18 protein-coding genes are annotated in these 19,325 nt (G+C 38.7%); all 18 read left to right on the forward strand.

The annotated features are described in order from the left end of the window. Positions 1-302 precede the first annotated feature (302 nt). A complete protein-coding gene (locus HWV03_RS06335) occupies positions 303-890 on the forward strand; it encodes an RNA polymerase sigma factor (protein ID WP_211678975.1) in 588 nt (195 codons plus the stop codon). A 112-nt stretch (positions 891-1,002) separates the two neighbouring features. After that, entirely contained in the window at positions 1,003-1,536 is a 534-nt protein-coding gene (gene nusG / locus HWV03_RS06340) for a transcription termination/antitermination protein NusG (protein ID WP_211678976.1), read from the forward strand. Next, positions 1,529-1,987: a glycoside hydrolase family protein gene (locus HWV03_RS06345; RefSeq protein WP_211678977.1), complete on the forward strand. Its 459-nt coding sequence runs from the start codon at positions 1,529-1,531 to the stop codon at positions 1,985-1,987. The genes nusG and HWV03_RS06345 overlap by 8 nt, the downstream gene beginning before the upstream one ends. A gap of 55 nt (positions 1,988-2,042) precedes the next feature. Continuing rightward, the gene (locus HWV03_RS06350; RefSeq protein ID WP_211678978.1) at positions 2,043-2,414 is read left to right on the forward strand and encodes a hypothetical protein; all 372 of its coding nucleotides are present in this window, start codon (positions 2,043-2,045) and stop codon (positions 2,412-2,414) included. A 191-nt stretch (positions 2,415-2,605) separates the two neighbouring features. Further along, positions 2,606-3,223, forward strand: a complete 618-nt coding sequence (locus HWV03_RS06355) for a hypothetical protein (protein ID WP_211678979.1) — start codon at positions 2,606-2,608, stop codon at positions 3,221-3,223. Between the two features lie 181 nt (positions 3,224-3,404). Then, positions 3,405-5,075: a phage tail sheath family protein gene (locus HWV03_RS06360; protein ID WP_255547098.1), complete on the forward strand. Its 1,671-nt coding sequence runs from the start codon at positions 3,405-3,407 to the stop codon at positions 5,073-5,075. 195 nt (positions 5,076-5,270) lie between these two features. Next, positions 5,271-5,714 carry a phage tail protein gene (locus HWV03_RS06365; RefSeq protein ID WP_211678980.1) on the forward strand — a complete coding sequence of 148 codons (444 nt, stop codon included), beginning with the start codon at positions 5,271-5,273 and terminating at the stop codon, positions 5,712-5,714. A 54-nt stretch (positions 5,715-5,768) separates the two neighbouring features. Further along, positions 5,769-6,404, forward strand: a complete 636-nt coding sequence (locus HWV03_RS06370; RefSeq protein WP_211678981.1) for a hypothetical protein — start codon at positions 5,769-5,771, stop codon at positions 6,402-6,404. A gap of 8 nt (positions 6,405-6,412) precedes the next feature. Continuing rightward, the gene (locus tag HWV03_RS06375; protein WP_211678982.1) at positions 6,413-7,063 is read left to right on the forward strand and encodes a phage tail protein; all 651 of its coding nucleotides are present in this window, start codon (positions 6,413-6,415) and stop codon (positions 7,061-7,063) included. A 15-nt stretch (positions 7,064-7,078) separates the two neighbouring features. Next, positions 7,079-7,222: a hypothetical protein gene (locus HWV03_RS06380; protein WP_211678983.1), complete on the forward strand. Its 144-nt coding sequence runs from the start codon at positions 7,079-7,081 to the stop codon at positions 7,220-7,222. A 3-nt stretch (positions 7,223-7,225) separates the two neighbouring features. Further along, positions 7,226-7,921, forward strand: coding sequence for a CIS tube protein (locus HWV03_RS06385; RefSeq protein WP_211678984.1), 696 nt, complete (start codon positions 7,226-7,228; stop codon positions 7,919-7,921). Next, a complete protein-coding gene (locus HWV03_RS06390; protein ID WP_211678985.1) occupies positions 7,918-9,399 on the forward strand; it encodes a hypothetical protein in 1,482 nt (493 codons plus the stop codon). The genes HWV03_RS06385 and HWV03_RS06390 overlap by 4 nt, the downstream gene beginning before the upstream one ends. Before the next feature lie 8 nt (positions 9,400-9,407). Then, positions 9,408-9,599, forward strand: a complete 192-nt coding sequence (locus HWV03_RS06395; RefSeq protein ID WP_211678986.1) for a hypothetical protein — start codon at positions 9,408-9,410, stop codon at positions 9,597-9,599. Positions 9,600-9,602: 3 nt separating this feature from the next. Then, positions 9,603-10,016, forward strand: coding sequence for a GPW/gp25 family protein (locus HWV03_RS06400; protein ID WP_211678987.1), 414 nt, complete (start codon positions 9,603-9,605; stop codon positions 10,014-10,016). A 37-nt stretch (positions 10,017-10,053) separates the two neighbouring features. Continuing rightward, positions 10,054-10,500 (forward strand): hypothetical protein, encoded by a 447-nt coding sequence (locus tag HWV03_RS06405; RefSeq protein ID WP_211678988.1) that lies wholly within the window; start codon positions 10,054-10,056, stop codon positions 10,498-10,500. Between the two features lie 74 nt (positions 10,501-10,574). Further along, positions 10,575-15,308: a hypothetical protein gene (locus HWV03_RS06410; RefSeq protein ID WP_211678989.1), complete on the forward strand. Its 4,734-nt coding sequence runs from the start codon at positions 10,575-10,577 to the stop codon at positions 15,306-15,308. 133 nt (positions 15,309-15,441) lie between these two features. Then, positions 15,442-16,821, forward strand: a complete 1,380-nt coding sequence (locus tag HWV03_RS06415) for a tail fiber protein (RefSeq protein WP_211678990.1) — start codon at positions 15,442-15,444, stop codon at positions 16,819-16,821. A gap of 84 nt (positions 16,822-16,905) precedes the next feature. Beyond that, positions 16,906-19,314: a hypothetical protein gene (locus HWV03_RS06420; protein ID WP_211678991.1), complete on the forward strand. Its 2,409-nt coding sequence runs from the start codon at positions 16,906-16,908 to the stop codon at positions 19,312-19,314. The last annotated feature ends 11 nt before the right edge of the window (positions 19,315-19,325 follow it).

Below are 19,325 nucleotides of genomic sequence, written 5' to 3' on the forward strand. Positions count from 1 at the left end.
ATCGTCATGAAAAGCGGATTTACTCCTTCGAGTAAACCCGCTTTTTTTTGTTTATATTTCATACCTTTATAGATAAGTGGTTATGATTTCAATGGCTACCTAGTGTCAATTTTAATTTCCCTTCTGCAATTTTTTTTACCTAATTAACTTACCTTCATTGCCTAACTTACTTTATAAATTATATATGAATATATGACATATCAAATCTGTGACTTATAACTGCATGAAAATTAAGGGTTAAAATTCACAAAACTACATTTTCTCCGTCTCTTATATGTAAAAGCAATATTCAAGGAGAAAATATGTTGTTAGCTAATAGTGCAAAGGATTTGTCATATAACGAGTTAAACGAAAGTATATATTGTATTGCTAAAAGTAACTGTGAATTCAGTGAACTATGGCTGTTAAACAAAAGTGAGCTGTATAAACGGTGTTGTAGGTGGTTGAATCGATGTGAAGATCAAGTTGATGAAGCGATGTCTTTGATTGCCGAAAAAGCATTTTTAAATTTTTTATCCGAACGTAAAATCAATAACTTTTCGGCGTGGCTATATCGATTGGCTTACAACGTTTGTATTGATGTTCACCGTGATACAAAACGCCAGCGTGAGTTAGTAAAGCAAGTTCAAGATCTTCCAAATACATTTTTCTTTTCGAGTAATCAATCTGAGACTCAGGATGATATTTATAGTGATATGGAGTTTGTCGATAACATTATGCTAGGAATGAGTAAACTACCTGATACACAACGGTTAGCGATTAAATATCGCACTCTTTATGGTATGGAATATCAAGAAATAGCTGAGCGGTTAAATATCAGTACTGCAAATGTACGTAAAAAAGTTCAGTTAGCTCGCTCTCAATTACGAAAATATGTATTAGATTCATGATTTTCTGTCACAGATGAACCCTATCTCCGTTTATTTAGTAAATTACATCCAATACGTTAGTTCATTTATTAATAGGACTGATAAGGCTAAGTTTATTTTATGGGGAGTCACCATGGAGCATGGAAGCAAAAAATGGTATGCGGTTTATACACACTCAAACGCTGAAAAGAAATTACATGAAAGGATTCTAAGCCACAAATTAGAATCCTATCTACCACTTAAATTAGTTACTCGGCAATGGACTGACCGAGTAAAAAAAATAACATTACCAGTATTTAAATCATACTTATTTGTTTTTGTTGATTTAGATGGATTGCAGGTTGTGAAAAAGCAGCCTGGTTTTTCTCATTTTATTCGTTTTGGTGCTTATCCAACTGAAATACAGCAGAGCGAAATAGATCTAATGAAAAATATAATCACGATGCAACAAAATACCGATATCGTTGCCACTCAGCTGGTGAAAGGAGACCGGGTAAAAATAATAAAAGGAGTATTAACTGGATACAAAGGCATTCTCACAGAACATCATGGGGCTAAAAAAATAGCCATTGAAGTTAAGCAGCTTCAACAATCAATGCTAATAACAGTACCACTAGAAAATATAATCAAAGTGTATTCAACTGCGGAGTTTGTGAATCATGAATGAAAAACAATATTGGCGCGATGAATTAAAAGAACAGTTAATTAGACATGAGGGATTAAAATTAAATTTGTATCAATGTTCGGCAGGTAAAGACACGATTGGTGTTGGACGTAACTTATCAGATCGGGGCATTAGCGAACGAGAAGCGATGTATTTACTCGATAATGATATTAATGATATTGAAAAGCAAGTCATAAAAAAGTGCCCATTTATTAATGACATATCAGAAGAACGGAAACTGGTAATATTTAATATGGCATTCAATCTTGGTGTTAATGGACTATTGGAATTTCGCATGATGCTGAGAGCATTGAGGTTTGGACATTATGATTTAGCCGCGGATGAAATGCTTAATTCTAATTGGGCAAGGCAGGTTGGTTCCCGCTCCTTAGAATTGTCGGTCATGATGAGGGAAGGGGGACATATTGATTTTAGTAATAAAAAAAATCGGTGAAATATGTATAAAGTATATCAAATGGATAGGTTATCAAATATCGAGGTTGTGCAATATGAAATTCAATGAAGAAACTAAGGTTAGCACTGATATTAAGTCAATTATCGGTATTATTATATTTTCTGGGATCAGTGTTTGGACTTATTCAACGCTAGTCGAAAAACTAAATATTCATCAAACCAAATTGGAAATAATAGAAAAAGATCTCTCGCTTAATAATGATTTTAGGATCAAGTGGCCACGAGGCCAGTTAGGTGACTCACCATCAGATTCAAAACAGTTCTTATTAATTGATTCATTAACGGGACAATTTAAAGAAATGCAACATGTATTACAAAGTATGGTTTATAACAAAGTGATCTTGGAACGCATGCAGAAAGATATGGAAAAGGCACAAGTTGATATTCAGGTATTAAAAGATGACTGATCATTAAATGTCACAAGATTAGTGCTTACCCGTCTATATAGTATAAGAATTAAATATAACCCAACGTTAATATTTTTAAATAATTAATATTCATAATTAACGACATTAGTTAACTTCAATGTGACTAATGTGGCGAAGCCTACCTATCAAATTATCAAATTATCATCTTATTATAACCAAATAGGAACATTATGTTATTGGAATTAAACCAGCTTATTTTGGATTTCTTTGAATCCAAACTTAAACTTAATGATTCGTTTTTAGCATTAAGCTTTAGCAAAAATGCGAGTTCATTATCACAACAACCGAACGATGAAGCAGATGTTGATATTTACCTCATGTTGGAGAAAATAAAGGAGCGTGGTGAATTAAAAGGCATGACATTAGCTTTACCTGAGCAAGATGATAATGAAATTATGTTTCAGCAAGTGATGGCTCCGGTATGGCTTGATTGCAAATTTAAATTAGCGATAAATGTGAATGATTCTGCATTATTGAAATCCCCCTTTATAGACAATCAACTTCAGGGGCAATCAGCAGAGCTACTCGTGATAAGTACCTTAATTAAATACCTATGCCAAGATTTAAGCAGAAAATTAGATTTTGGCTTGCAGGTAGCACCTAATTCAGGTGAATTTGGTATTGATCAAAACGTGATACATCAAGTTGAATTTATCGATGTTGAGCGAGCTGACGATAAAGTATGGATGACATTAGACGTTGTCGCCAGTATGCAAACGCTTGAACAAATAGAAGTGAACAAAGTTTTAGAAATTGTTCATCAACCACTACAGACTCACGGTAGTTAATCCGATTATTACAACGAATGTGTAGATAATTGCATTGTGACATCGTTGTTTACTAATAAATAAACTGTTTTTTGAATGCGTAATAACCCTCTTATTACCGTTTGGATTTATTCATTTAAACGTATTAATACGTCTTATTTGATTTCTTCTTCACTGTCCTACAATAATTAAAGGAATTAAAATGCCACAATTAAAAACACCTGGCGTGTATACCAAAGAAACTGCCGTACTCGCACCGTCTGTTGCCGAGGTTGCAACCGCAATTCCCGTGTTTATCGGTTATACCGAAACCGCAGTAGACAAAGAAGATGGTTTACCTAAACCTATACGCATTAGTTCAATGCTTGAGTTTACGGAAACCTTTGGTGGCGCTTATCTTGATCCAAGTTACACAGTAGCAATTGATGAAAATGAGATCACTGATATTGAGGTGCCTGACACTAAGTATACCTTATCACCTAGCTTAGATTTATTTTATCGCAATGGCGGTGGGGTTTGTTATGTGATTTCGTTAGGCGACTACGATACGGCTATTTCTGCAGGTCATTTTGATGACGCTATTACGGTTCTTGATAAATACGAGCAACCGACACTTATTGTGTTAAGTGATGCGATTAATTTACCTACCGCTGATTATCATGCGCTTATCCAGTCCTCGTTATTACATTGTTCAGAAATGGATAATCGTTTTTGCATTTTTGATGTATTAAATAGTAATGATGATGGTGATATTTTATCAACAGAAGACGCTGTTGCTAATTTCCGTAATGGCATTGGTAATAATAACCTGAAATATGGTGCTTCATATTATCCTTATTTGCAAACAACATTAACGCATGCATTTGATGATAAACAAATCAAAATTGCAGGTTATATCGATGAAATTGCTCAGCATATTACCGATGAAAATGGTGTGGCTGTTTATTACAGCGGTAATGTCGAAAATACAAGTGAGCTAACTTTTGAAGTATCAGAGATTGATGATTCCGATTTCTTGTTCGCTAATACAGGTCTTTCGCTAACGGTCACACTGCCAAAAGATGAAAGTTTACGTACACCTGGTTTAATGTTCGAAGCATGGCAAAAGCAGACTGAAGCAGCACAAGGTGATTTTGATGTGCAGGTGCAGGGGGCTGGTAATGTTGTGCTCGCGGCTTTAGTCAAAACCACGCTGACTTACAGCGAAGACGCTAATGTTAAGCTAATTGATCTTAAGTATGACAGAAGCGCACTGTATAACGACATTCTTAGTGAGTTACAACAGCAGCGAATGGTCATGCCTCCATCATCAGCTATTGCGGGTATTTACGCGAATACAGACAGTAACTTTGGTGTTTGGCAGGCACCAGCAAATATTAGTGTATCTTCTGTGATTGAGCCTATCCGTAAGATCAACAATAAAGAGCAGGAAAATTTGAATGTGGATGTCGAAGCCGGTAAATCGATTAATGTGATCCGCTCTTTTACCAGCAAAGGCCATCTAGTATGGGGGGGGCGTACGTTAGCGGGCAATGATAATGAGTGGCGTTATATTAACGTTCGTCGTTTATTTAACATGGTTAAAGCATCATTACAAAAGGCGACTGGTTTTGCTGTTTTCCAACCGAATACACCTATTACATGGTTAAAAGTACGTGCCATGATGGAGAGCTATTTAGAAGATCTATGGCAAGCTGGTGGTTTAGTTGGCGCCACGAAAGAAGAGGCCTTTTTTGTTAAGGTCGGTAAGGGTATCACTATGAATGAGGATGATATCCTTAATGGCCGCATGAATATTGAAGTTGGTCTACGTGCGAGTCGACCTGCCGAGTTCATTACGATTAACTTTACCCATCATGTGCAAGATAACTAAATCTAACTTCATCGCGCTACTTTAAATTATCAAGTCAATGCAAATGCGGCTCTATGTCTGAGTGCGTTAAACATGCGTTGCCGTTCTAAAATTTTAATCTACATATTGTCATTGTTTTTATTCAGTTAACAGCTTGAATGAGTCTTTCGCATGTCTGTTTTTTGATGGAATAATTACAATTTACTAGGAGTTTATATGGCACTACTTGCCTCTAATTACAGTGTTGAATTTGTTGAAGCAATTGATGGTGAAGAAGCCCCAATTGTATTCAAAAAAGTATATGGCTTAAACCTACGTTTAAAGACTGCTCGCTCAATTAATCAAACCGGAAAAATGGAAAATATTGCCGGTGATATTGAGCCTGTCACATTAACCCTTGAGCGCGGTGTCGGTAAGGGACTAAAAGGCCTCTATAGCTGGTTTAAGAATGTTCGTAATGGAGATGTCGACAAGAAAGAAATTCTTATTACATTATATAACAACGCACAAAAGACGGATGAACCTGCGGTTGTTTGGCGTGTAAAACGTGCTTTCCCTGTGGCTCTACATGCGCCTGAATGGGATGCTGAAGAAAACAGTATTGCCGTTGAAAAAATAGAACTCATCGCTGAAGATTTAGAGGTTGAGTTTCCTGAATAGTTAGCGAAGTCAAGGGTGTTTTTCATGATAAGCACCCTTGGTTGAGGGATTAAAATGTCTACGTTACAAAATAAAAATTTATATTTAAAAAATGAATACCATTTAACATTTTTGCATGAATCTGATGCTGTTGATGGGATTACTGGTGAGGGGACGCCCAGGAGGTGGTCGACATTTAGGTTTGATAGCATCGTCTCTATGGAGGCTGAACTTGGTGTCGGCCTATATACAGAGGGGACTGGTAATTTACATTATTCAAAAGGTGCGACTAATCCTATCCAATTTGTATTTAGAAAAACACTGGATATTACGAACAAAAGTGGAACAAAAATTCTCGGTAAACGGCTTTATCAATTGGGAAAAAATACGTCATTATCATTTGGTGATCGTTCAGACCAAGAGTTAAGTATATTTAAATGGGCTGAGTTGATTAACAGTGGAAAAATAGATCGTGCCCCAGTACATGTTTATTCCAAGATTATTGATGAGAATGATAACGAAGTATTAGGCAGTCAAGGCAGCGTTTGTATATTCAGGTTAACGAATGCAATAGCAACGAACGCGGTAATAAAGCAGAACCCCCATCAGGATATAAATGTTGCAGAGCTTACCTTTGTTGCTCAAGCCATAAGTTCGTCAAATTTTCTAGATGATACCTATCTTAAAGAATCAGAATTAACAACATTATAGGAGGCTACATGGCAGTTCAAGGTCTTACTTATGGCGGTGAGCAGTTATCTGCGAATGAATACCCACCTACTGGTTGCTACTTTGAAGTTAGCTTTTATCCAGCGTGGCTAAACCCACTTAAAATGGTGCTCTTATCTCAGGATAAAGCATACAAGAAGCTAGCATGGGCACTAGCCGGAACTCCAATTGTAGGGAATACGATTGCATCCTCTATAATCGATGGTGAGCCGAATTACGAGGCTATCTTCGGAGGTTTGTTGCCTTCGCTTGGCTTAAACCCGCTAGATTTCAGATTTAATAAAGTGTCTGGGTTAGCGCAGGAAATTGAAGTTGAAGATATCCGAGTGGGTGGAATGAATACACAAATGCTACAGCTACCCAATCGTGTCGTACATGATAATTTGGTATTAGAGCGGGGGATATTTATCGGTTCACCGTTAACGATAGAGTTTGGTGTTGCGATGAATTTGTTCGTTACTTTCCCTGGAGAGGTTTTAGTCACTTTACAAACACCAGGTAAAATACCTATCTCGGCCTGGGTTTATAGAAATGCTTATCCTGTTGCATGGTCAAACTCTGATTTATGGTCTGATGATAACGATGTGGCTATGGAAACCATGGAATTTGCTTACAGTCATTGTGTTCCTCTTAGAATTTAACTTAATGGAGTTAACATGTTAGAAATTAGAGAGTTAGTGATAAAGGCCGAAGTCAGCCAAGTGAGGAAACTCCCGAATGAAAGTAAAGAAAATAAACAGGCGAACCATGTGGCAGAAAAAAAATTCAAACGATGGTTAGAAAAATCAATGAGGAGGTAATTTATGCTAGGCGCTGCAACTGCAGGTATTGATAAATATGTTATTAACAAACCAAACAAAGATAACCAATTTAAAGTCAGGGTATTTGCTGATCAGAAAAGAGAATATGAATTTAGATATGCGACTTTTACATGCCAGTTCAACCCTGAATCAGTCTCTGTTTCTTATAATAATGATATATCACGTCCTATTGCTTTAGGTGCTCCAGGTGCCAGCTTAACGTTGGAAGCAAACGAGCCGGAAGAAATTAGATGTAAGTTAATTATCTGCGACTCTGATGTTGTGAAATACTCAGGAACATTTGGTTTTGACACTAAAGGTAGTGTAATTAAAGTATCAAGATCAAATCCTTACTCTATTGATGAATATAAAATAATCCCTCTGAATAGTAGTGATAGAGGAAATCTTGTGGTTAAGTATGTCGAACATTTTTTGAATATGACAACACAAAAGAATGTTTACAAAGGCTCTAATTACGATGACTTATCTTATGCATTTCTAACGGTCGAGTTCGGTTCTATATTCACTCGGCCAAATAATGGCGACAAGAGGACACGGGCAGCGAAAAGGCAACCGAGTTATCCTTGTTTATTACAAAGTGTTGATGTCAATTATACTTTATTTTCGAGTGCTGGAGAGCCCTTGCGTGCAGAGCTTGATTGTGTCTTCTTAGAGGATTATATCGGTGAAAACACATGATTAATTTTACAGTTTCGTCCCAGACTGGAAAACTTGAAATTAGCGAGCATATTGTTGAAGTTTTAACTGATAGCGCAGTCGATAAAATCCCGACAATGGTGATGAAGTTAGTTAATAATATAGATCCAGCTACTTTTAAATCTATATATAAAATATATAAGGCGAGCACTTCATTAAAAGTAATAATTACACATAGTCAAAACAAGACTGAATTCAAGTTCGTTGGGTTTATAAAAAAAATGTCATATTCAGGTGATTCAGACGGACACTATATGTATCTTGAATTGAAACACCAAGCTTTTAAACTGACGAATAATAGACGATTTGTACAACATCAAATTGATAATAAAGCAATGTCAGTACAATATAATTGTTCTGATTGGGATCATTTAATGTCGATTGCTGATAGGACAGGTCGGCATATCATATGTACTGCGGATAAAGAATCAGTCTTAATATTAGGTGTAAATGGTCTTACCCCATCTCAGAAACGAGATCGCGTTAACAGTGAGCTTCAAAAAACAGAACCTGTGCTACTAGGAGGCTGGCATGGAGGGGAAACTGCAACAAAAGCGGGTATTCAGTTAAAGGAAAAAAGACGCAGATTGATAGGTGATTTAAAAGTATCGGAAGATAATCTTAAGACTTTAACTGAATATGAGTTAAATAATTATCAGTATGATTGTTTTATTGAAGGAAGTTTTACGCTGCCAGAGGTAGATAAATTCAACTTTGCTCCTAACTTTCAGGTCGGTAAAATTGATTATAAAAAAGGGAACGGTGTAGATGAATATAGTATCAGTAAACAACCACTAGATCTCTCTCGTAGAATTATTTCTTATGAAGGTGAGGCCGATGATTCTTTACGTAATTTATGCAATAACATCTCTAATATTAAATTTAAAAAAATAAAATCACTCCACTCTGTTCATACCGAAAGGTGTGGTGTTGTCAGGGTATTAGCTGAAGGACTATCAGATATTGGACAGAGTGGGGATAGTGCAAAAAACTTATGCTTAGGACGATTAATATCATTAAATATCGACAAATTTAAATTAGTGCCTTCTGTTGTTTCTTCTATCAAGCATACGATTAATAAAGAAGGTTGGTATATTGACATTGGCTATGGCTTATCACCTAAATTACACATAGAAGAATACTTTGATATTAATGCTGTGCCTGCCTCTGGAGAAAGCCCAAGTGTGAATGGAATGCTTGTTGGCCAAGTAACTAAAGTATCCGCATCAAATTCTGCGATTGTTGAGGTTAACCTCTTAGATGGCGATGTTTGGGAGCAACCAGAGCTTGATGTAAAAGTTAAAGCCAGAAAGATGGCATTGACGACACAGGTAAATTATTCAAAGACTCAGATTGAATATCCACTATATGAGAAAGATGATTTCATTATTATTAACTTTTTGGATGATAATCCTAACAATCCAGTTGCTGTTGGATATTATCATACAAAAAATAGGTAGGATTGATTATGGCATATGAAGTAAAAGTCGTAGAAGACACTATATTTTATAGCTACATTACTAAAAGTAGCCAAGATAGTGAAAACGACGCTAAGCACGACTATATGGAGTACAACGAAAATACTGGTACGTTAATACTGAATGCAAAAAAAATAATACTAAATGCTGATGAGATAGTGTTTAAAGAAAACAAGGATTAAGTTATGTCAGAAAACGGAACCTTAGACCAAACTGGGTGGACTTTTCCCCCTCGTTTTAATATTAATAATAAAGCCGCAGCAACAGACCAAGGGGTTGCACAATTGTCTACATGTATGAAGCTTATGTTGGCAATACAGCCTGGAGAACGAATTGGCCATTCAAATTATGGTTGTGATCTTAGCAGTTATGCTTTTGAAAGTTTGTCTTATGAGCTACTTGAAGGTGTTGAGGACATCGTTAGTCATGCTGTTGAAACGTATGAATCACGTTTAGTATTACAAAATGTCGAAGCAGTGCCAGCCACAGTTCAAGAGGGCCTTTTGCAGATTAAAGTGGCCTATACAACATCAACAAATGAATTTGCTCAGGATACCGTTATCGCGGATCTAAATGCAACCAAAGCGATTAGTCTCTAACGTCATACCTGCTCGACATCTACAAAGGATTATCAATATGCCTGATAATGTAATTATGCAGGATGATTTTGTTGTGTTTGATGTAAATAGTTTTACTGGTATTAGTTTACTTGGTTCGATTCCTCCTGTGTCAATTAAAGGGAAAGGCCTACCTCAAACCCGCAATAAAATATGCTGTATTAAAGGCGATGAAACAAGTGTGAAAGTGTCTGCTCAATATTTAAAAACGGGACATAATACCCCAGGTATAGGCGAACTCACTATTAAAGCGCTTAAATCGCAACAGCAATCTAAAATCACGAAAATGAACAATAATGCTTTTTTTATTCTACAAGGTAAGTTGTTTGATGCCGTTTTTACCGTGACACAACCCTCGCAAAATATAATGCCGCCTGCAACCTTTGAAGTTGACGGTGTACACAACAAATATACCGGTACCGGTGAGTTTAAATTACAAGGCCAATTTCGTATACAGTTTACCTAGTATCGTTTATCTCGTTACAGCCCCTTCTGTTTTTGTATCAATTAAATTTTAACTATTATTTGGAACATGCCCTCATGAATATACAGCATGCCATTGCGCGCAATGGTACCCAACAACATGAGCGCTTGGCTGCTGAGCTGAGCGCGGAATTTGTCTCGATTGAAGAACGCTCAATTGATCAGCAGTTGGCTTTTATGCAGCAACTGACAAAACATATCCATTTTATTAATGAATCAGGTGAGGTTGAAGGCGATTGGTCTGGATTGCTCGCGCTTGAACCAGAACAGATACTTGCATATATAGATAATCCAGAAATTTTTTCTGTCGATACCGAGTTACCTATAGGACGTCAGCGCGAACAGTTAGACCGTCTATCAAGGTTAAGCCAGCCACAGCGGGTGATGGTATATCTGTTTTTACGGATGACACAGGTCATGCGTTATCAGTTTGCCGATTTAACTCAGCGCCATCTTGATTTTTATTACCAGCAAGTATTACAAATTAGTCCTAACGAAGGTCAAGCTGATCATTTACATGTAGTGGCTGAGTTAAATGCGACTGCTCAGGGCGCTACTGTCGTTAAGGGGAGCTTACTTGATGGAGGAACCGACGAGAGCGGAGCCGCTATTCAATACGCCTTAGATGATACTTATAGTATTAATAAGGCTCAAATAACAGAAGTGAAAAGCTTACGTGTTGCTCAGGAATATCAAGGACTGAATATATTACGTAAGCAATATAAAAATGGTTTTGAGGTCGCGATTCGTTGGGCGCTAGGCCAATATTTTCAAGGTGATCTACTGGCCCCTTATCCAAGAGGGCGTTATTACGACGAGCCTATCAACTTAGATTTATTGCTTGAAAAATATGAACAAGTGTTAGCAGATGAACCTGATGACAAAGACCTTAACATCGATTTAGTTTATTACGTAAAAGTACAGTTAGGTTTTATATCATTATCAGCCTTTATTGATTGTATGTCTGTGTATAAACAATCTATCGATGAGGGATTAGACTACCCAAGTGAAGATCTGTGGGTAACCGCGATGGAACATATTGAGGACGCATTTGATTCACGTTGGAAGCAAAATCAAACGAAACAACTGGTTGAATTGTATCAGCCTGCAAGCCTGGGTGAATTAGGTCGACTTAAGGCGTTATTAGAATTTGTGGCAGGCTCGCCAAACCCAAGTGATCCACTTCCACCTTTACCCACGACATCATCAACGTTAGAAAGCCTTTATGAGACGCTTAATGATATTGAATTAAAAGCCACTGATGATTTTAGTTTATCTGCACGGTACGTAACACAATTTATAGGTTTAACTGTTGATGAGTATTGTTTTATTCACGCTACTCATGCGACTTCTACTAACTTGTATGCGCAGAATGTGGAAGAAGTACTTGATGGAACTCAAGGTGAGGATTGGCCTCGATTCTTCTCTATTTTACAGCGTTTAGATGCTCAAACACGCAGTAAGGTTGCGCCAAGTGTTGGCCGTTGGGATGTCCTAAATATTGTTGCGAATGATAATGTTGAATTCGATGAAGTCGGTACAGCGGCATTTGGTGAAATGAGTACAAGTGAAGACCCTAATGATTATTATGGACCTGGTCTCGCTATTGTATCGCCTATTTTAGCGATGGCAGAGGGCGAACGAAATATTAAGGTTGCAGTTGCCTGCCAGCAAACAGGTTTCCCGCTGGATGATTTGACCTTAGCCCAAGACAGTGGGCTATTACATTTTAACTTATCGCTTAGTGCAGGTGATGATTGGTTCGAATTAAGTACGCAAGATGAAGCTGTTAATGTTGAAGTCGCTAATATAGGTCAGGATATTGTTAGTACATTTTCTACCTCATCTTTATACCTTCAGGTTCAATTAGCTGGCAGGGTTAATGGTGAGAACTATGTACTGATGAAAGATGGTTCAATTTGGAAAATTGTTTTATATGATGCGGGTACCTCGCAAGCATCACTTGTCTACCTTGGCCGAATTCAGGGGCTAAGTGCTGGTCAAGATATTGTCATGAATAACCTTAGTTTTAAACAGCAGCCAACAACATTAACTGGTTTGAGCTATGCGCCCAGTAAGCAAGAGATCAGTTTAGTCTCGGAAGATAATGGTTTTGGTGCAATTACTGAATCGTTAGAGCAAGGTCAGTTCATCTTATTAGATTCAGGTTTAATGGTTTCTGTTGATAGCGTTTCTGCGAGTGGTGTGACTGCAAGTGTTACTCCTCTAGGCTATTTACCGGAGGAGATGAGCAAGTCGTTAGGCGTTACCGAAACACTGGCGTATCGCTTCACTAATCTGGCATTATCTGGTGATCAACGCATTAGTAATGACTTATCAATTGTGGCATTAAAGAGCAGTGACAGTAATGTCTTTCCTTTTACCGCAGAGCATATTGACCGTATTGTCACTTATCCAAATGGTCTCGTTGTACAGTTGCGTTATTTACAAGATCCAGACCCTGAAGGGGATGAGGAGGATATCGAACTAGGCTATCGCTATGCACTTGCTGTTGAGCAAGCATGGAATGCAGAAACTGTTGATAATGCTAATGTGAATAAAATTTATCTATTGGAAACGTACCCAGGCTTCTTATTTGATATTAATTTGGCAGGAACAGACCCGGCTATTCTACCACCGACAGAGCCAGTGCCAGGGTTTAATGCAACAGAGCCTGCACTTAAGATCCAACTTCGTCATATTTCACCCGAGGAGTCAGGTGAGGATGCCGTCAATATGGCCTATGAGTACTTCCGTCATATTCGGCTTGAGAATGTGAACCTATCGGTGGAAGTAGAGGGGTTAGAGTCTTTAATTTTAGGAAATGATGACGGGGAGCTAAATGCTAATCAGCCTTGTGAACCTTTTGGCCTTCAACCGTTTGTCGGTAGTGCCTTGTATTTTACGCATCATGAACTAGCACGTAAAAAATTGTCTGATATTACTGTTAATTTGGACTGGGTCCAATTACCGGACAACTTAGCTGATTATTATAAAGCTTATACCGATGCATATCCGACTCAGGTTCCGGCATTAAATAATAACCAATTTAATGTGGGTCTTGCATTATATAATCAACGTGGTTGGATTAATTTGGACGATGTACCGCCATTATTATTTGATACTGACCCTGAAGGCATCAGTCATATCCATGCTTCACAAGGATTTAAGCATGGTGCTTATACATTCTTACCTGATTACACCGAGAGTAAGTCATCATCACCACAAGAACATAATCGCTATTTTAAATTAGATCTTAAGGGACCGGATTTTCAGCATAAAATATATCCGTTAGTCATGCGTAAACAGATGCTTGAAGCAAGTCAGCAAGCTGGATCAGAGCTCGACATAATAAATGAACCGTACACACCTAAGGTACAAAAGATCACGGTTAATTATAAAGCAGAAGAGACATTAACACCGAACATCTGGAATGATAATGAACATAGCTTTTTAGCGCATATTCATCCATTTGGCGGTGTTAATGTTGATTGGACAATTAACCCTAATCGAGAAGAGCTAGGTGCGAGTATGTTGCCTGAGTTTAAAGACGAAGGTTATTTATATCTTGGTTTAACGGATGCGCAACCATTGGATGAGATTAATATTTTCACCCAAGTTATATCGGGCTCTGGAGCTGCTCAACTCGATACTCCTCACGTACATTGGTTCTACCGTACAGAGCTCGGTTGGCGTAGTTTACCGGTTGAAAATATCCTTGACGATACAACACAATCGATGAGCTTTTCGGGGGTGACCCGCGTACGACTACCAGAAGACGCGACGACAGAGGGACCTTTGATGCCAGAAGGAAAGCATTGGTTAGCAATGCAGGTTCCTAAAAACGCTGATGCAGCAGCTAAAGTGGTTAAACTTGTATCTCAGGGAATGTCTGCAACACGCATAACTCCTATGGGCTCTGGCCAGTCGTCAACGATTGCGGCAGAGAGTGTGACTGGCTTTGTGGCTGGAAATGCAGATATTATTAACGTGACTCAGTTCTATCCTTCTTATGGCGGCCAGTCTGGTGCTGATAGTCAGCAATATTATCGGGATAGTGCTGAGCGATTACGCCATCGAGGACGTGCTGTTAACATATGGGACTATGAACGTTTGGCATTGCAATACTTCCCTGAACTACGCCATACCAAATGTTTGGCTGCAGGAGAGCAGGTTACACTTGCCAATGAATCGGTAGATCCTGGACAGGTGAATATGATGGTTATACCTGATTTATCTGGTCAACCATTAGATTCAGTATTAGAGCCCGCGGTCACATCTGAACTGTTAACGCGAATTGAAGATAAGTTGGCAGGTCTTGCTCCTCAGGGGGTAAAACTGACGGTTAATAGCCCTTACCACGAAGCACGTAAATACCGTATGGCGGTACGGTTTAAACCAGGTTATGGACCTGGTATTTACCGGGCTAAAATTGTAGAAGCGTTAAAGCGTAAATTGACACCCTGGTCAGATCATAGCTCAGCCGCATTAAAGCTCGGTAATAAACAATATTTTAGTGAACTTATCGATTTTCTTGACCGATTAGAATATGTCGATTACGTCGCAGTATTTAAAGGCTTTGAACAAGAGACTTTATATGAAGGGACGGATGATGAGAGTCAGGTATGGCGTGAAATCGATGGACTTTCAACTCAAGTTTCTCGCCCTGACGGTTTGTTAGTATCAAGTGTTGATCATGTCGTTGATGTGATATCGAGTGAACACTTCCAGGCCGAAAAATTTCAAGGCGTCGGCTATGTGGTTATGGAATTAGACAATATTGTCCGTTAAAAGCGAATCTTCAAACAGCTGGCGCATATCCTAGCTGTTACTTTTCATTGTAATAAAACTTCATTTAATCCTAATTTTCAATTAAGACTTATCCGTTTTAAGGGATAAGTCTACCTATTCAAAAGAGTGAATTATGTCTGAACAAAATCGCAGAGAGTTAAAAGAAAAATTTAGAACGGGTGCACAGCCTACAGAGCAAGATTATGCCGATGTAATTGATTCGGTGTTAAATAAACGTGATGACGGTATAAATAAGCCTTCAGAATCCTATTTACCATTGCGATTTACCAGTTTTGGTTCGGATAAAAATATATTGGATTTTTATGATGATACAACGCATAACTGGCGCATTAATATGTTACCAGATGCGACTTATTCGGGATTCAACCTCACGACCGGCAGTGGTAATAGTCGACTATTTGTAGAACAAGGCGCTGGGGATATAGGGATTGGCACAACACAGCCAAAAGCAAAGTTACATGTGAATTTATCGGGCGACCAAGGTAAGGATGCCATTTATGTTGAGGATGCAGAGGGGGATACAACGCCGTTTCGTGTCAGTAACTCGGGTAATGTTTATATCAAGTCGAGCGAAGATGAAGTTGAGGATGCTGATTTATATGTGAACGGTTCAATAAACGTGGTGAACGAAACGACAAATAAAAGCTGGTTGCATATTAATGAAAATGGCGCGGTCGCATTTAATGGCACCGCAATTGCTGATACGCCTTACTTAGAGGTTAATCAAGACACCAAAATCAATGGTGATTTATCGATTAGCGGTAAGTTAATTGTTGAACAAGAGCTAGAAATTAAAGCGACACTTAGCGCTGAAGGGCAAAAAATCCTATTGGGCGATCATAATAATGACAAAGTGAGTATCCCCGGGAAATTAATGGGTTCGGATGCACAGGCGTTGATCATAGATGATGATGTTGAAATTTCGGGGTCATTAGCGGTTCAAAATGGCACTTCGATTAACCATATTGCGACGTCAACGGATAATGGCAATGATGATAATAAGTTGCTGACAGAGAATGCAATCAATACTTATATCCACCAAATTATGCCTAAGGGAGCCATTATTATGTGGGCTGGCTCTCAAATTCCAACTGGTTGGGCATTGTGTGATGGTAATGACGGCCGTCCTAATCTATTAAATCGATTCATTGTTGGTGCCGGTGCTGATTATCAAGTTCATGCGACTGGCGGCGAAAATCAAGTTACTTTAACTGAAGCGCAGATGCCAGCGCATAAGCATAGTGGAGAAACCTCAACAAATGGTGAACATCAACATGTTGTAGATCTCGGGTGGAAGGACTTTGGGGCATCATGGGGGTCAAATAAAAGTGGTAATGCACCACTTGATGAAGGCTCAAATAAACAAAATACCGAATCGGCAGGTTCTCATTCACACAGCTTTGAGACAAGTACGGTCGGTGGTTCGCAGGCTCACGAAAATAGACCTCCATATTATGCGCTTAGCTACATAATTAAAACAACGAGTCATTAATCCTCTCTCATCTTAAATGCTTTAATTCTTATTGCCGTGTCATTGTGCGCAATCATCATTTTAACTCACATGTAGATGTTTCTTATGAAAAATACCAATTTCCCTGAAAAAATGGATTTTAATTCTTTACGCGATTTTACGCTCGAAGATATTAAGCAATATAGCCAAGCTAGTTGGACGGATCATGGCGTATCCGATCCTGGTATTACAATTTTAGAGCAACTCGTTGCTAAGTTTGCTCAAATCGCAGAAAAGTTACAGTTAGATATACCGAGTCTGTTGGCTAGTAGGGGCGATATTTCGCTTCCGATGCCAGTGCGAGTTACGCCTGAATCGGCTGACGATAACTTTTTTACCGCTGATGAAGTATTAACATGTGCGCCCATCACTGCGACTGATTTACGTCGGGTGCTGCTTGACCATGAACAAGTTCGCAATGGTTGGATTGAACCTGTTGGTTTATTAGAGTCCCCAATGTATTGGAATTCGAGCTTGAATAAACTGGATTACGACGCCGATGAATATACTCAACCTATTCATATTACTGGTCGTTATCGAGCGCTGGTTGAACCTGACCTTGAATTGACGATGGATGAAAAAGAGTTGTTACGTCGAGAACTCACATTGACGTTGTCTGGCTATCGTAACTTGTGTGAAGAGCTGGTTGAAATAATCTTACTTGAACCTGAATACATTAAGATTAACGGTGGCATCGAGGTAAAATCGGGAACAGATGTGGAGTTACTACTAACGAATATTCACCTCGCTATAGAAGAATATATTAATCCAACGCTGGTGGTTGAAAGTAAGGTCGAACTTAAAGATAAAGGGCTCAGTATTGACCGTATTTACCAAGGTCCACGTTTAGACACTGGTTACTACAGCGATAGCTTGCTTGATACCGTCACGGTACGAAGAGATATTAGAGTGTCAGATCTATTACGCATCATTCTGGATTTTGACGAGGTAAATCAAGTTAAAGGGATCGCGATAAGTAATTTCACCGTTCCGCAAGATGATGATTGGCGTAAGTGGGTACTGCCGATCTCAAGCGGCCGTGTTCCACGTTTAGACGCGATTTATGAAATGGACGAAGTGTCTAATATCGCGACTAGTTTTATTGATTGCTATAAAGATGACAGCTTGTGTGTCATCGATAATGAGCGCGTTGATGCATTATTAAGTGCGAGAAAGATCGAACAAGACCAAATGCTGGAAGACAAGCTCTGGTATGACTTACCGATACCAGGCGGCGCTAAAGTAGATTTAAGTTATGAATCGGTACAACAAATATTTCCCGCAGTGTATGGCGTTGGAGATAATGAATTACCGGTTGTTGCTGGTGACGCTCGCCTAGCCCAGGTCAAACAGTTACAAGCATTTTTATTATTATTTGATCAATTATTGGCAAACTATACACAGCAAGTTGCGATGACGGGCGATCTACTGAGTATGAAAACACGTTCACATGTACAGCTCGACGATGTCGATTCAAATGTTTATATACCACGTACTTATCAAGCTGCTGAGTTTTCTTGTCAGGGAGATTCGGTCGTCATGGCTGGTGATTATTGGCAATCGATGAAAGATATTTTAGAACCTGTGCTGAATGAGGCGGAACATGATTGGGGCGCGATTAATAATTTGAAACACGAAGATCGGTTACTTACACACTTGTTTGCTCGGTTGGGGGAGCAGTTTACAGACCATGATTTACTTAAACGCTCGTTAAATGCCACAGGGTTCCAGCAATACCTTCATGATAAACACCGTTGTTTGAATGAACTGGCCGATCTCGCGCACGATCGTTATCAAGGGCAGAACTATAACCAAGATGACGTTAAATCAGGATTTGAGCGTAGATTAAGGGCAAAACTAGCCGTTGAGGAAGAGACTGAAGCACTACATGTTATTGAGCATATGCTGCTTTACAGCGAGACTGAAATTCCAGATGTACATCATGATGGTGTTTTACTTACTCAATTGCGTAATGATGGTAATTATTACACTGTTTTAGAAAGTAATGACCATCAGCTGATTGAGGGAGAGATTATCAGTGTATTCCAACATAGTGAATATGAAGGTAATTACAGTGTCAATATTGTCGATACTAATCAGATTGATATTGCTTTGGATTTGGGTATTGATTTGGACTCTGCCGCAGATCGAGATAAGACGTTTACAGTTAAGTGGCAGCGGGGCATAACGTATAAAAACCCTTATGCGATGCAAGTCTCTGTTGTACTACCTCGCGAGCAAGGTCGTTTTAAGGATGCAGAATTCAGGAACTTAGTCGCACGAATTGCACGTGCTGAGATGCCTGCGCATATTCAGCTGCATTTACGTTGGCTTGATGAGAGTCATTGGAATGAGTTTACGTCGCATATTACAGAGTGGAAAGCCACATATCAGGGCTATCTACTCGGTGATGAAGCCATAACTCGCGAGACACTTGATGGTAAATCTAACGCTGTTATGGCTGGTTTGTTATAACGATGAGGTTC

This window comes from Moritella sp. 36, from assembly GCF_018219415.1.
Lineage (GTDB): Bacteria > Pseudomonadota > Gammaproteobacteria > Enterobacterales > Moritellaceae > Moritella.

Excerpts from the sequence above, each read along its gene's own strand:
- HWV03_RS06335 (WP_211678975.1), top strand. The coding sequence starts at position 303 with ATGTTGTTAGCTAATAGTGCAAAGGATTTGTCATATAACGAGTTAAAC.
- nusG (WP_211678976.1), top strand. The coding sequence starts at position 1,003 with ATGGAGCATGGAAGCAAAAAATGGTATGCGGTTTATACACACTCAAAC.
- HWV03_RS06345 (WP_211678977.1), top strand. The coding sequence starts at position 1,529 with ATGAATGAAAAACAATATTGGCGCGATGAATTAAAAGAACAGTTAATT.
- HWV03_RS06350 (WP_211678978.1), top strand. The coding sequence starts at position 2,043 with ATGAAATTCAATGAAGAAACTAAGGTTAGCACTGATATTAAGTCAATT.
- HWV03_RS06355 (WP_211678979.1), top strand. The coding sequence starts at position 2,606 with ATGTTATTGGAATTAAACCAGCTTATTTTGGATTTCTTTGAATCCAAA.
- HWV03_RS06360 (WP_255547098.1), top strand. The coding sequence starts at position 3,405 with ATGCCACAATTAAAAACACCTGGCGTGTATACCAAAGAAACTGCCGTA.
- HWV03_RS06365 (WP_211678980.1), top strand. The coding sequence starts at position 5,271 with ATGGCACTACTTGCCTCTAATTACAGTGTTGAATTTGTTGAAGCAATT.
- HWV03_RS06370 (WP_211678981.1), top strand. The coding sequence starts at position 5,769 with ATGTCTACGTTACAAAATAAAAATTTATATTTAAAAAATGAATACCAT.
- HWV03_RS06375 (WP_211678982.1), top strand. The coding sequence starts at position 6,413 with ATGGCAGTTCAAGGTCTTACTTATGGCGGTGAGCAGTTATCTGCGAAT.
- HWV03_RS06380 (WP_211678983.1), top strand. The coding sequence starts at position 7,079 with ATGTTAGAAATTAGAGAGTTAGTGATAAAGGCCGAAGTCAGCCAAGTG.
- HWV03_RS06385 (WP_211678984.1), top strand. The coding sequence starts at position 7,226 with ATGCTAGGCGCTGCAACTGCAGGTATTGATAAATATGTTATTAACAAA.
- HWV03_RS06390 (WP_211678985.1), top strand. The coding sequence starts at position 7,918 with ATGATTAATTTTACAGTTTCGTCCCAGACTGGAAAACTTGAAATTAGC.
- HWV03_RS06395 (WP_211678986.1), top strand. The coding sequence starts at position 9,408 with ATGGCATATGAAGTAAAAGTCGTAGAAGACACTATATTTTATAGCTAC.
- HWV03_RS06400 (WP_211678987.1), top strand. The coding sequence starts at position 9,603 with ATGTCAGAAAACGGAACCTTAGACCAAACTGGGTGGACTTTTCCCCCT.
- HWV03_RS06405 (WP_211678988.1), top strand. The coding sequence starts at position 10,054 with ATGCCTGATAATGTAATTATGCAGGATGATTTTGTTGTGTTTGATGTA.
- HWV03_RS06410 (WP_211678989.1), top strand. The coding sequence starts at position 10,575 with ATGAATATACAGCATGCCATTGCGCGCAATGGTACCCAACAACATGAG.
- HWV03_RS06415 (WP_211678990.1), top strand. The coding sequence starts at position 15,442 with ATGTCTGAACAAAATCGCAGAGAGTTAAAAGAAAAATTTAGAACGGGT.
- HWV03_RS06420 (WP_211678991.1), top strand. The coding sequence starts at position 16,906 with ATGAAAAATACCAATTTCCCTGAAAAAATGGATTTTAATTCTTTACGC.